The following is a 12,859-nucleotide window of genomic DNA, read 5'->3' as shown; positions in this document are numbered from 1 at the left end:
CTCCACCCGCGGTACCGAACGCGAAACGGCCCCGGGAGATCCCCGGGGCCGTTCGTCGTATTCGAGGCAGCCGCGCGGCTCACTCGGGGGCGTCGGGCCCCACGTCGATCGACAGCGACCGGTCCAGATGATCGGCGGCCACCAGCCGGCGGTCGACGAACGACAGGACCCACACGCTGCCCTTGCGGTTGCGGGCAGGCGGCAGCGTCACACCGTCGCGTTCGGCCCACCAGCTCATCAGATCCGGGATCACCGCGCCCTGGCTGCACAGCACGCGCACAGCGGTATCGGAGACCAGTTCGCGGGCCCGTTCGCGCGCCCGGTCCGGCGCGGCCGCATAACCGGATTCCGACAGCAGCGGTTCGATTCCGATCGCCACGTCCAATTCCCCGGCCAGTGGCTGCACCGTCTGCACACAGCGCAACGGATCGGCGGAATAGATCTCGCTCGCGCCGAAAGCGAGCAAATTCGGCACAAGGGCCAGCGATTGTTTGCGTCCGGCCCGTTCCAGCGGTCGTTGATCATCGGGGCCGTTGAACCGGTCGCGGCGCCCGGCTTTCGCGTGCCGGACCAGCAGCAGCGTGCTCGTCGCCGCGGGTAGCCGGGTGAATGCGCGCACGACCTGCCGATCCATCGGATACGACAGCTCATCCATCACCTGATCCAGCCGCAGCCAGACCAACTCGTCGACCTCGGCATTGGCTTCGAAGGCGCCATCGATCACCTGGGCGGCCCAGTAATAGACGCGTTTGAGCTTGCGATGGCCCGGCACCGGATAGGTGACGTGGCCGAGATAGCGGCCGAGGCGGCAGCGCAGCCCCGTCTCCTCGGCGACCTCGCGCGCCGCGGCGAGCACCGGAGTCTCGCCGGGATCGAGTTTGCCTTTCGGTAGCGACCAATCCTGATATTTCGGGCGGTGGATCACCGCGATCTCGACCGCACCTGACCCGTCGGGTGCGTGCCGCCAGACGACGGCACCGGCGGCGTGGATATTGGCCTGCATCCGGGAATCCCGGAACAACCCACCATTGGTGGCGAAACCGGTCGTCGCGCTCACTGCTGATCCGGCCGCCGCAATCGCATCAGATACGCCTGATGATCCCGGACCTGCGCGCCGTCGTCGGCACCGCTGCGTTCGGGCCAGGCCTGCCAGCTGCCATCGGGTTGCAGCACCCAGCACCTGGTCATCGGATCGAGCGCCGAATCGAATACCGAACCGAGCCGGTCGCGCAGTTTCGGATCCTTCACCTGGGCCATGACTTCCACCCGCCGGTCCAGATTGCGGTGCATCATGTCCGCGCTGCCGATCCAGTACTCGTCCTGGGCCTGGAAATGCATGATCCTGGAATGCTCGAGGAACCGGCCGAGAATCGAACGCACCTCGATGTTGTCGCTCATTCCCGGTACACCGGGGCGCAGCCCGCAGATTCCGCGCACCACGACCTGTACCGGTACCCCGGCCTGCGAGGCGCGATACAGCGCGTCGATGACCTGTTCGTCGACGATCGCATTGGCCTTCAGCCGGATTCGGCCCGGCTGCCCGTTCTGAGCCAGTTCGATCTCGCGCTGGATTCGCTCGATGATTCCGGCGCGCACACCGGTCGGGGCGACGAGAATATTGCGGTAATCGGACTTGCGCGAATAGCCGGTCAGCGAGTTGAACAGATCGGTCAGGTCGGCGCCGATTTCCGGTGCGGCGGTGAGTAATCCGACGTCCTCGTAGAGCCGCGCGGTCTTCGGGTTGTAGTTGCCGGTGCCGATATGGCAGTAGCGGCGGATGGTGGCGCCCTCGCGGCGCACCACCAGGCAGGTCTTGCAGTGGGTCTTGAGGCCGATGAGCCCGTAGACCACGTGCACGCCGGCCTGCTCCAGCGTCCGTGCCCATTTGATGTTGGCCTGCTCGTCGAAGCGCGCCTTGATCTCCACCAGTGCGACGACCTGCTTGCCCGCCTCGGCGGCGTCGATGAGCGCGTTGACGATCGGCGAATCGCCGGAGGTGCGGTAAAGGGTCTGCTTGATCGCCAGCACCTGCGGGTCGGCGGCGGCCTGTTCGATGAACCGCTGCACGCTGGTGGAGAACGAATCGTAGGGGTGGTGCACCAGCACGTCCCCTTCGCGCAGCGCGGCGAAGACATTGCGCGGGGTCTCCCGCTCACCGAACGCGGGCGGGGTCGCGGGCACATAGGGCGCGTCCTTGAGGCCGGGACGGTCCACCCCGTACACCTGCCACAGGCACGACAGATCCAGCAGACCAGGCACCTGGATGACGTCGCCGGGATCGACTTCCAACTCGCGCAGCAGCAGTTCGAGCATGTGCTCGGTCATATCGTCGGAGACCTCGAGCCGCACCGGCGAACCGAACCGGCGCCGGGCCAGTTCCCGCTCCAGGGCTTGCAGCAGATCTTCGTCGCGGTCCTCGTCGACCTCGAAGTCGGCGTTGCGGGTGATGCGGAACGAATGATGTTCCACCACCCGCATGCCGGGGAACAGCTGATCCAGGTGCGCGGCGATGAGTGCCTCCATCGGCAGGAACGCTGCCACCGCACCGGAACCGGAATCGGTGCGGCGCACCCGCACGAACCGGTCCACATTGTCGGGCACCTTGACGCGGGCGAAATGCTCACCGCCGGTAGTAGCGTCCTGCACCGTCACCGCGAGATTGAGGCTCAGGCCGCTGATATAGGGGAACGGGTGCGCCGGATCCACCGCGAGCGGGGTGAGGACGGGGAACACCTGATCCTGGAAATGCGCCGAGAGTCTGCGCCGCTCGGCCTCGTCGAGATCGGCCCAGTCGATGATCGCGATGCCCTCGGCGGTGAGCGCGGGCAGCACGTCATCGAGGAAGACGCGGGCGTGGCGGTCGGCGATCTCCTGTGCCCTTGCCGCGATCAACTCCAGCTGTTCACTGGGGGAGCGGCCGTCGGCCGAACGCACCGAAAGCCCCGTCTCGGCACGGCGTTTGAGGCCGGCGACCCGGACCATATAGAACTCGTCCAGATTGGAGGCGAAGATGGCCAGGAATTTGGCGCGCTCCAGCAACGGCAGCGACGCGTCCTCGGCGAGGGCCAGCACCCTGGCGTTGAAGTCCAGCCAGCTCAATTCCCGATTGAGGTAGCGATCGGCCGGCAACCGCTGGGCCGGGGAACCGGGCTGCAAGGGTGCCGCCGCCGGCGGTGGAGTGGGAAGCACCTGCTGCTGCTTGACGGTTTCGGTATCGCTCACGCCAACGATCATCCCTTACAAACCGGCCGGTGTGCAGCCTGACACCGTGATTGCCACGCGAATCACCCCCGCCGTGGCGACCGGCTAGCACACGTGCGGGACGGGGGCGTGAACACGGCCGCACCAGCCGATGTCGCGCAGCACCGAGCGGGTCTCGGCGCCGGTGCCGAGGGTGATCGCGCGGTCGAGATCGGCCGCGGTATCGACGTCGAGGCGCAGGCCCGGCCAGTCGCCGTCGAGCCGCACCGCACCCGCGGCGATGTGCCGTTGCGCCGACTCCGGACCGAAAGCCGGATCGAGTGCCACGGCGGCGCGGGCCAGCAGGGCCGCGGTACCGCTGCCCGCGTGATCGACCACGACCGAGCGGGCGGCGCGGGGCGCGCGGGCGAGCATGTCGGCTAGTTCGCCGGCGCGCAGCGCGGGCAGATCCGCCTGCAGGGCCAGCAGATCGACGGGGCCGTGCCTGCGGCGCAGCTCGTCGGCCGCCGCGCGCAGCGCCGAGTTGAGTCCGTCGGGATCGTCGGGACCGCCGGAGCCGGTCATGGGTTCGGGATGCACGCGCGCGCCGAGCCTGCCCGCGCGTTCGGCGACGGCCGGATCCGGGGTGACGACGGTGACCGAGGCGAGCTGCCCGACGGCCGTCGCGGCGCGCACGGTATCGGTGAACATCGCCAGCACCAGGTCCGCGCGCTCGCGCGGCGGCAGTCGATCGGCCAGGCGGGACTTGGCACGATCGAGACTCTTCACCGCGATCACGGCGTGCACGGTGTGCGAACGCATGGCCCCGATCTTTCCATGGCATATTGGGCTGATGACGAGGGCGGCAGTGCTTGGTGCGGGATCGTGGGGTACCGCATTCGCGAAGGTGTTGGCGGAAGCAGGATCGGACGTCACCATCTGGGCGCGCCGAGCGGAGGTGGCGGCGACGCTGAACGCCGAACATCGCAACCCGGACTACCTGCCCGGAATCCAGCTGCCGCCGGTGCGGGCCACCGACGATTACCATCTCGCCCTCGACGGCGCCGAACTGATCGTGCTCGCCGTGCCCTCGCAATCGCTGCGCGCCAATCTCGAGGTGTTCAAGCCCGCTATCGGCCCCGACACCACCCTGCTGAGCCTGGCCAAAGGCATCGAGACCGGAACGCTGCTGCGGATGAGCCAGGTGATCTCCGAAGTCACCGGCGCCGAGCCGAGCCGGGTCGCGGTGCTCTCCGGCCCGAATCTGGCCAGGGAGATCGCGGCCGGGCAGCCCGCGGCCACCGTGGTGGCGTGCAGCGACGCCGACCGTGCGGTCGCCGTCCAGCAGGCTTGCGCCACCGGATACTTCCGGCCCTACACCAACACCGACGTCATCGGCTGCGAAATCGGCGGGGCCTGCAAGAACGTCATCGCTCTCGCCTGCGGCATCGCCGCGGGCATGGGCCTCGGCGACAACTCCATCGCCAGCCTCATCACCAGGGGCCTCGCCGAAATCATCCGATTGGGCGTCGCGCTGGGAGCCGAACCGGTCACACTGGCCGGACTCGCCGGCGTCGGCGATCTGGTGGCAACCTGCACCTCGCCGCTGTCGCGCAATCGCTCCTTCGGTCATGTCCTCGGTGCGGGCGGATCCATGCAGGCCGCCCAGGAAGCCACTCATGGCCAGGTCGCGGAGGGTGTGAAGTCGTGCACATCGGTGCGGGCGCTGGCCGCCGCGCACGATGTGGAGATGCCGCTGACCAACGCCGTGCACCAGGTCTGTCATGAGGGAATGCCGGTGCCGGAGGCGGTCGGCAAATTGCTGGGTCGTCGGATCAAACCCGAGTAGTCCGGCGCGTGTACCCGGCCCCGCAACGGGTACGGTTCCGAGCATGACGAACCGGATCAGGGTGGCTGTGGTGTTCGGCGGGCGCAGTAACGAGCACGCCGTGTCCTGTGTGTCGGCCGGCGCCGTGCTGCGCAACCTGGACCCGGAGCGCTATGAGGCCGTCCCGATCGGTATCACCACCCAGGGCACCTGGATGCTCGGTGGCACAGATGTCGCCGCGCTCGGCTTCGGTGCGCAGAGTCTGCCCGCGGTCGACGACTCCGGCACCGAACTTTTGCTCGCCACCGATCCGAGCCGATCCGGCGATCTGATCCCGGTCGGCGATCCCGGTGCGGCTCTCGGCTCGGTGGATGTGGTCTTCCCCGTGCTGCACGGTCCGTTCGGTGAGGACGGCACGGTCCAGGGCATGCTCGAACTGGCGGGCCTTCCGTATGTCGGTCCCGGTGTGCTGGCCAGTGCGGCCGGTATGGATAAGGAATTCACCAAGAAACTGCTGGCGGCCGAAGGTCTGCCGATCGGCACGCAGGTGGTGCTGCGCTCCCGCGATGTGACGGTGAGCGAGGCCGACCGGGAACGGCTCGGATTGCCGGTGTTCGTCAAGCCCGCGCGCGGTGGATCATCCATCGGTATCACCAAGGTCACCGACTGGGCGGAGCTGGACGCGGCCATCGCGGCCGCGCGCGCCCACGACCCGAAGGTGATCGTGGAGGCGGGCATCGTCGGCCGCGAAGTCGAATGCGGTGTGCTGGAATTCCCGGACGGACGCATCCAGGCCAGCGTGATCGCCGAGATCCGGATGCCCGAGGTGGATGCCGCGGCACCGGAGTTCTACGACTTCGAGACCAAATACCTCGACGACATCTGCGAATTCGACGTCCCGGCCAAGCTCGACGACGACATCAGCGACGAGATCCGGGCGCTGGCCGTGCGGGCTTTTCGCGCCCTGGACTGCCAGGGACTGGCGCGGGTCGACTTCTTCGTCACCGCCGACGGCCCGGTGATCAACGAGATCAACACCATGCCCGGCTTCACCGCGATCTCGATGTACCCGCGGATGTGGGAAGCCACCGGAATCGACTACCGCACCCTGGTATCCACGCTCATCGAGACGGCACTGGCGCGCGGTACCGGACTGCGCTGAGCGCGCGTACCCTCGATCCCATGCTGATGGCCATGACCATCCCTGGGCTCGCCCTGCTCATCATCGTGGTCGCCTTCGGGGACGTGATGTATCGCCGGATCACCGGTCGAACGGCGTTGCCCTGGATGCGCGGTGACGAGGACGGCCGCAGCGCGGGCGCGATCGGACTGGAACAGTTCGACGCGGTATTCGCCGCAGGCAGGCAACACCAATTCGAACAGCAGCAGATGGTGCTGATGTACCGGGAAGACGCGGGTGAGGGCGCACCCGGCGACGTCGGCGTCGATCTGCGTTCCGGAAAGGCGACGCTGCGCAAGGATTGAGCGGGCGGCTCAGTTCGGCAGCGGGCCCGGGTCCAGGGGCTGGGCGGGCAGATTCGCGGTGATCGTGTCGGACACTTCCTGCAACGGCGTCGGCCCGGAACCGCCGGGGATGGTCAGCGCGATATAGGTGGCGCGGTCCACGGCGAACCAGGTGCTGGCATCGGCATCCGGATCGGGGATCTCGAACCACTGCACCTCGTTCACCATCTGGATGGGGGAGGCGCGGTTGAACTCCATCGGCCGATCCAATCCGCACCGCAGCACGATCGGCTCGCCGCCGTCGGGGCGCTGCCAGGCGCGGGTCGCCGGAGGCGCGGGCTCGACCAGCGTCGACTTGGTGAACTCGCCCAAGTCGGCGGGCAACGCGGGCAGCAGCGTCGCACACGCCTCGCTGTCCGCGGCGGGCGCCGGCACCGGACCGAGCACCAGCGGTTCACGTTCGACGGGCATATTGCGGGCCATGATCGCCGCGACGAGCACCGCGATCACCAGGGCGACCGGGAGGGCGACGGCGGTCGCGATCAAGGCCGGCGGATAGCCGGAGCCGCGGGATTCGGTCGCCGGTTCGTCGGTGCCGGGCTCGGTGCCGTCCGAACCGGATTCGGCCGGGGCGGGCTCGTCGGTCGGGGCAGGCCCGTCGGCCGAGGTGGACTCGTCGGTCGGGGCAGGCCCGTCGGCCGGGGCGGGCTCGTCGGCCGAGGTGGACTCGTCGGCCGGGGCGGGCTCGTCGGCCGAGTCGGACTCCTCGGCCGTCACGGACTCGGTGGCGGGCGTGCTCGCGTCCCCCGCGGTCGCCTTATCGCCCGTGGCTTCGGCAGGCGTGGTCGATTCGCCGGCCTCTTCGGGTGATTCGGCCGAATCGTGGTCCGGCGTACTCGCCATGCGCGCACCGATCCTTCCTGGTCTCACTGTCGATTGCGGACTGTGCGGTGGTCGTCCGGTCGTCGCGGCGCCGCCCCGGCGATACGGGCAGGCCGCGATACCGGGCGGTAACCCGATAGCCCGTGCACAGGGTACCGTCGGGGCGAATCCACCTCGGCGGCGCGCCCGCGTCGACCAGCGCGGATCCGCACACGGAAAGGGCCGACCATCAGCAGCAGCACGCAGCCGAGGACAGTGGCCGAACTCGGCGAGTTCGCATTGATCGAGCGCATCAACACCGGACGCACCCAGGCGCCCGCGGTGCTGCTCGGCCCTGGCGACGATGCCGCGCTGCTGGCCGCACCGGGTGGCCGATTCGTGGTCACCACCGACATGCTTGTGCAAGATCGCCATTTCCGGCTGGACTGGTCGAGCCCCTACGACATCGGCCGCAAGGCCATCGCCCAGAACGCCGCCGATGTGGTCGCGATGGGCGCGGTGCCGGCCGCGTTCGTCGTCGCGCTCGGCTGTCCGGGCGAGACACCGGTCGCGCTGATCGACGGCCTGGCCGATGGCCTGTGGGCCGAAGCCGCGGTCAGCGGCGGATCGATCGCGGGCGGAGACCTGGTGCGCGACTCGCATCTGGTGATATCGGTGACGGCGTTCGGTGATCCGATCGAGCCGCAACCGGTACTGCGCAGTGGCGCACAGGTCGGCGATGTCATCGCGGTGGCCGGGCGGCTCGGCTGGTCCGCGGCGGGACTCGCGGCTCTGAGTGCGGGCGTGGGGGAGCGCGCGGAGTTCGCCGAAGCCGTTGCGGCACATCGAGTTCCGCGCCCGCCGTATCGGGCTGTGCTGGACGCGATGACGAGCGGGCTGATCCCGCACGCGCTCACCGACGTCTCCGATGGCCTGCTCGCCGACCTCGGCCATATGGCCACCGCGTCGCGGGTCGCGATCGACCTCGACGGCAGTGCGCTCACCGACGTCCACCTCGAAGAATTGGCCGCCGCGCTGGATGCCGATGCGGCCCAATGGATTCTGGCCGGCGGAGAGGATCACGCCTTCGCCGCGGCCTGGCCCGCCGCGACCGAACTGCCCGCGGGCTGGACCAGAATCGGCGTGGTCGGCGCTGGTCAGGGCGTCACCGTCGACGGGGTGCGCCCAGCCGGGCGGGGCGGCTGGGAATCGTTCGCCGGGGCGGACTCGGCACAGCGGCCCGGATCACGATAGGTTGTCCGGTCATGGGCGCGAAACCACTGTCGGAAGTCGTGGATCCGGGTTGGGCGAAGGCACTGGAACCGGTGTCGGATCAGATCTCCGCCATGGGCGATTTCCTGCGCGCGGAGAACGCCGCCGGACGCGGCTATCTGCCCGCGGGTGAGAACGTCCTGCGCGCTTTCCAGCGTCCGTTCGAGGCGGTGCGCGTGCTGATCGTCGGCCAGGACCCCTATCCCACCCCGGGGCATCCGATGGGACTGAGTTTCTCCGTCGCGCCGGACGTCTCGCCGATCCCGCGCAGCCTGGCCAACATCTTCGCCGAGTACAGCAAGGATCTGGGCCATCCGACACCCTCGTGCGGCGACCTGAGCCCGTGGTCGGATCAGGGGGTCCTGCTGCTGAACCGGGTGCTGACGGTGTCGCCGGGCCAGCCCGCCTCGCACCGGGGCAAGGGGTGGGAGATCGTCACCGAGCAGGCCATCCGTGCGCTCGTCGCGCGGGACGAGCCGCTGGTGGCGATCCTGTGGGGCCGCGATGCCCAGACCTTGAAGCCCGCACTGGCCGAGGCCGAGGTGCCCTATATCGAATCCGCGCACCCCTCGCCGTTGTCGGCGTCGCGCGGCTTCTTCGGTTCCCGCCCGTTCTCGCGGGTGAACGAGCTGCTCGACGAGTTGGGAGCCGAACCGGTGGATTGGCGTCTGCCCTGAACCGGGCGTCGATAGAAAACAAGTGAGGAGCTAGAGACATGCAGACCAGAACCGTCCGGAGCGTCGTACGCGGCACCACCGCCACCCTGGCCGTCGGTGCCGCGCTCGCCGCCGGTGCGGCCAGCGCGGGTGCGGCGCCGCTGGCGCTGGAACCGGCCACCGAGACCAGCACCGCGCCGGTCTCCGAGCAGTACACCTCGTCCGGATCGTCCACCATTTCGGCGACGGTGCACGCCAAGTTCGCGTGCGTGATCTTCACCGGAACGTTGGGCTGCTGAAACCCGTTCCAATATTCCCGGGGGTTCGTTCCGGCGCCAGGTGGCGGCTGTGCGATCCTCAGATCGTGAGTAGTGCGAACAATCTCGTCGATCCCGTCCGGCTGCGCTTGCGCGGTTCGGGCGGGATCGAACTCGCTGCCGACCAGTACGGGCCCGCCGACGGCCCGCTCGTGGTGTTCCTGCACGGCGGCGGGCAGACCCGGCACTCGTGGAAGCAGACCGGCGCCAAGCTGGCCGCCACCGGGATGCGGGTGGTCACTCTCGACGCGCGCGGACACGGCGACAGTCAATGGTCGGCCGAGCGTGATTACCGGCGCGAGACGATGGTCGAGGATCTGATCGAGGTACTCGGCCAACTCGGCGGCCCGGCGGTGGTGGTCGGCGCGAGCATGGGCGGCATCACCGGCCTGCTGGCCACCGCGGTGCCCGGCGGAGACCAGATCAGCGCCCTCGTGCTGGTCGATATCGTCACCCGTCCCGAGCCGGAAGGTGTGCAGCGGGTGCTGGATTTCCTCGGCAAGCACCGCGACGGCTTCGACAGTCTCGACGAGGTGGCCGACGCCGTCGCCGAGTACATGCCGCACCGTCCACGTCCGGACAACACCGACGGCCTGCGCCGCAATCTGCGTGAGCGCGACGGACGCTGGTACTGGCATTGGGATCCGGACATGCTCGCCGATCGCGCCGAGGACCCGTCCGAGATCACCGGCCGGATGGAGGAAGTCGCGCACACGCTGACCATTCCGGTGCTGCTGGTGCGCGGATTGCAGTCGGATGTGGTCAGCGCCGAAGGTGCCGCGGCCTTCCAGGAACTGGTGCCGCATGCGCGCATGGTCGAAATCGGCGGGGCTGCCCACACCGCCGCCGGCGACGACAATGACGCCTTCACCGACGCCGTCGCCGAGTTCATTCTGAGGCTGAACGACTGAATCTCAGCGCTGCGTCTCCCGTTCGGCCAATAGCCGGGTCTGTTCCCGATGGACGTCGAGCGCGGTGCGCAGGAAGTCGAGAATGACCGCGAGCGTTTCTTCGTCGTAGCGGCTCAGTGCGCGGGCGCCTGCCATGCCTACGGGCCGGAAGATCTCCGCGTCGACCGCATGGGCGGCGTCGGTCGCGGTGACCAGCACCCGCCTGCGGTTGTCCGGATCCTGTGCGCGGGTGGCGAATCCGGCGCGAACCAGCCGATCGATGACCGTCGTCGTTGCGGCCGGACTCAGTCGAAGCGCAACGCTCAGCTCTCCTGCCGCGATGGGCCCGCGTTCGAGCACCAGGTCCAGGCAACGCATATCGGTGCGATTGAGTCCGAGACGTGCGGCAGCTGCCTCGTCGAAGGTGTCGAAGCTCTGCTGGAGCAACCGCAAATGATGTCCGATCGCGCCGATCTGTTCATCTTTCGACATTCGAAGCTTTCTGTTATCGTATGTTTCGAACATCGAAACGATAGCAGGGATGCACCGCCATGACCGACAGCCTCACCCGCACTGCCGACGACACCGCGATCCTGGCGTTGTTCGGCGACTTCAAGCAGGCCTGGACCGACAACGACGCCGCCGCGTTCGGCGCGCTGTTCACCGAGGACTCCGACTACGTCTCCTACGACGGCACCCGGGCCAGTGGCCGCGCCGAGCATCAGCGCAATCACGACAAGCTCTTCCGGGGTGTGCTGGCCGGATCGGCCCTGGTGGGCGAGGTGGAATCGATCCGCTACGTCACCGAGGACGTAGCGATCCTGCATGGCACCGGCTCGGTGCTGATGCCGTGGCGTTCCCGGTTGCCCAGGCGCAGGCTCTCCCGGCAGACGGTGGTGCTGGTGCGCACGCCTGTGGGCTGGCGGATCACCGCCATCCACAACGGGCGGGTGCGTCCGGTGACCGTGCCGGAACCGGACGCGTTCCCGTCGAGGATGGCCCAGCTGATGGGGCGCTGGGCCCGGCGGCTCGGAATCGGTCGACCTCAGGCGAGTCCGCGGTAGTCGGGTGCGCGTTTGCCGACGAAGGCGTCGACGCCCTCGCGTCCGGCCGGAGTGCCGGCGGCGGCGGCGATGGCGTCGCGCTCGTCGTCGAGCTGCTGGCTCAAGGTGGCCGTGGTGGAGCGGTTCAGCAGGGTCTTGATGCTCGCGTAGGTGCTGCGCGGGCCGTTGGCCAGCGAGACGGCAAGGGCCAGCGCTTCGTCGCGGACGGATTCGTCGGCGACCAAGCGGCTGAGGATGCCCAGCCGCACGGCTTGTTCGGCGTCCAGGATCGCGTCGGTGAGCAGGATCTCGCGAGCCCGGCCGTTGCCGACGATGCGGGGCAGTGTCCAGGACATGCCGCCGTCGGGGCTCAGGCCGACGCCCGGGTAGGCGGGCCGCAGTTTGGTCGACGGTCCGCCGAGGGCGATATCGGTGGCGCACACCAGGCTCATGCCTGCCCCGGCCGCCCAGCCCTGCACGCCCGCCACCACCGGGACGGTGGTCGCGTCCAGCGCGCGCACGAACTCGTGCAGCCGGTCGGCGAGATCGTAGAGGTGGGCCGAACGGTCCTCCGCGGCGGCGAAACCGCGGACGTTGCCGCCCGCGCAGAAGTTGGCGCCGGTGCCCGTCAGCAGGACGGCCCCCACCTCGGGATCGAGCTCGCGCAGGGCCGCGGTGCCCGCGGCGATACCGGTGAAATCCAATGAGGTGCCGTTGGCGGCGGTGGCGATGGTGATCTGCAGGACGCCGTCGACGGTGCTCACGTACTCGGCTTGTTCGGTGGTGGCCATGGCCACGACCCTATCGCGCCCTCCGGACGCACCATCCGCTGCTCGGTGACGGCGGCGAAATACTCGGTGCGGGTGGCGCCGTCTGGGGTGAATCCGTATTTGCGGTAGAAGGCGATTGCGCGCGGATTCTGTTCGAACACCCACAGCGAGCAGGGGATGTCCGGGTTCAGCGTGGACTGCACCAGGTCATCGGCGACGCCGGAGCCATACCACCGTGAGCGCACGTAGAGCGCGTTCAGTTCGAGTGGCGTCACCACCGGGCGGTACACGGACGGGCCGAGGGTGATGAAGCCGATCACGGTGTCGTCGGTGATGGCGATGGTGGTGCGGCCCGGATGCTCGTTCAGTCGGCGGATCCAGGCGTCGGTGCGCTGGCCGATGTCGAAGGCGTCCAGTACATGGTCGGGGACCAGGCCGCGGTAGGCCTCGCGCCAGCACACGATGTGGCATTCCGCCAGACCTCGGGCATGCTCGGCGGCCGCTGGCACGATGCGGTAGGGGCGCGGGGCGGGCATGGCCCTATTCTGTCCCGGATCCGGCCGAGTCCGGACATGACC

The 12,859-nt window shown here is 68.8% G+C and carries 15 protein-coding genes; 8 read left to right on the top strand and 7 right to left on the bottom strand.

Annotated elements, in window-relative coordinates; translation table 11 throughout:
• Positions 1–79: 79 nt before the first annotated feature.
• The 3 genes from AC4HOU_RS06125 to cofC form a co-directional block, all read right to left on the bottom strand.
• Positions 80–1,003 carry an NUDIX hydrolase gene (locus tag AC4HOU_RS06125; protein ID WP_163811955.1) on the bottom strand — a complete coding sequence of 308 codons (924 nt, stop codon included), beginning with the start codon at positions 1,001–1,003 and terminating at the stop codon, positions 80–82.
• Positions 1,004–1,053: 50 nt separating this feature from the next.
• Positions 1,054–3,234, bottom strand: coding sequence for an RNA degradosome polyphosphate kinase (locus AC4HOU_RS06120; protein ID WP_163811565.1), 2,181 nt, complete (start codon positions 3,232–3,234; stop codon positions 1,054–1,056).
• Positions 3,235–3,306: 72 nt separating this feature from the next.
• On the bottom strand, positions 3,307–4,002 hold the full coding sequence (cofC, locus tag AC4HOU_RS06115) for a 2-phospho-L-lactate guanylyltransferase (protein WP_195019741.1): 696 nt from the start codon (positions 4,000–4,002) through the stop codon (positions 3,307–3,309).
• Positions 4,003–4,033: 31 nt separating this feature from the next.
• On the opposite strand from cofC, the gene AC4HOU_RS06110 reads away from it, so the two are divergent.
• From AC4HOU_RS06110 to AC4HOU_RS06100, 3 genes are read left to right on the top strand one after another with little or no spacing between them, the layout of a single operon-like run.
• Complete coding sequence (locus AC4HOU_RS06110; RefSeq protein WP_163811569.1) at positions 4,034–5,029, top strand: NAD(P)H-dependent glycerol-3-phosphate dehydrogenase; 996 nt, start codon at positions 4,034–4,036, stop codon at positions 5,027–5,029.
• Positions 5,030–5,072: 43 nt separating this feature from the next.
• Complete coding sequence (locus AC4HOU_RS06105; RefSeq protein WP_195019740.1) at positions 5,073–6,170, top strand: D-alanine--D-alanine ligase family protein; 1,098 nt, start codon at positions 5,073–5,075, stop codon at positions 6,168–6,170.
• 32 nt (positions 6,171–6,202) lie between these two features.
• Positions 6,203–6,493: a DUF6191 domain-containing protein gene (locus tag AC4HOU_RS06100; protein WP_490724200.1), complete on the top strand. Its 291-nt coding sequence runs from the start codon at positions 6,203–6,205 to the stop codon at positions 6,491–6,493.
• A gap of 9 nt (positions 6,494–6,502) precedes the next feature.
• Here the strand turns inward: AC4HOU_RS06100 and AC4HOU_RS06095 are convergent, their stop codons facing one another.
• Complete coding sequence (locus AC4HOU_RS06095) at positions 6,503–7,249, bottom strand: DUF3515 domain-containing protein (RefSeq protein WP_490724260.1); 747 nt, start codon at positions 7,247–7,249, stop codon at positions 6,503–6,505.
• A gap of 333 nt (positions 7,250–7,582) precedes the next feature.
• Between AC4HOU_RS06095 and AC4HOU_RS06090 the strand changes: the two genes are divergently transcribed.
• From AC4HOU_RS06090 to AC4HOU_RS06075, 4 genes are all read left to right on the top strand, one after another.
• Positions 7,583–8,587, top strand: a complete 1,005-nt coding sequence (locus AC4HOU_RS06090; RefSeq protein WP_490724259.1) for a thiamine-phosphate kinase — start codon at positions 7,583–7,585, stop codon at positions 8,585–8,587.
• Between the two features lie 11 nt (positions 8,588–8,598).
• Complete coding sequence (locus AC4HOU_RS06085; protein WP_163811575.1) at positions 8,599–9,282, top strand: uracil-DNA glycosylase; 684 nt, start codon at positions 8,599–8,601, stop codon at positions 9,280–9,282.
• A gap of 38 nt (positions 9,283–9,320) precedes the next feature.
• Positions 9,321–9,560, top strand: coding sequence for a hypothetical protein (locus AC4HOU_RS06080; protein ID WP_014352134.1), 240 nt, complete (start codon positions 9,321–9,323; stop codon positions 9,558–9,560).
• A 65-nt stretch (positions 9,561–9,625) separates the two neighbouring features.
• Positions 9,626–10,489: an alpha/beta fold hydrolase gene (locus AC4HOU_RS06075; RefSeq protein WP_490724199.1), complete on the top strand. Its 864-nt coding sequence runs from the start codon at positions 9,626–9,628 to the stop codon at positions 10,487–10,489.
• 3 nt (positions 10,490–10,492) lie between these two features.
• Here the strand turns inward: AC4HOU_RS06075 and AC4HOU_RS06070 are convergent, their stop codons facing one another.
• Entirely contained in the window at positions 10,493–10,960 is a 468-nt protein-coding gene (locus AC4HOU_RS06070) for a MarR family winged helix-turn-helix transcriptional regulator (protein ID WP_490724198.1), read from the bottom strand.
• 59 nt (positions 10,961–11,019) lie between these two features.
• Between AC4HOU_RS06070 and AC4HOU_RS06065 the strand changes: the two genes are divergently transcribed.
• On the top strand, positions 11,020–11,532 hold the full coding sequence (locus tag AC4HOU_RS06065; RefSeq protein ID WP_163811582.1) for an SgcJ/EcaC family oxidoreductase: 513 nt from the start codon (positions 11,020–11,022) through the stop codon (positions 11,530–11,532).
• On the opposite strand, the gene AC4HOU_RS06060 is transcribed toward AC4HOU_RS06065, so the two are convergent.
• Positions 11,514–12,302, bottom strand: coding sequence for an enoyl-CoA hydratase/isomerase family protein (locus AC4HOU_RS06060; protein WP_195019737.1), 789 nt, complete (start codon positions 12,300–12,302; stop codon positions 11,514–11,516). The genes AC4HOU_RS06065 and AC4HOU_RS06060 overlap by 19 nt on opposite strands.
• A complete protein-coding gene (locus AC4HOU_RS06055; RefSeq protein WP_490724197.1) occupies positions 12,272–12,817 on the bottom strand; it encodes a GNAT family N-acetyltransferase in 546 nt (181 codons plus the stop codon). Before AC4HOU_RS06055 ends, AC4HOU_RS06060 begins: the two co-directional genes overlap by 31 nt.
• Positions 12,818–12,859: the final 42 nt, after the last annotated feature.

The sequence above is a fragment of the Nocardia sp. JCM 38205 genome (genome assembly GCF_058222935.1).
This window is presented reverse-complemented; position numbering and strand designations above follow the sequence as displayed.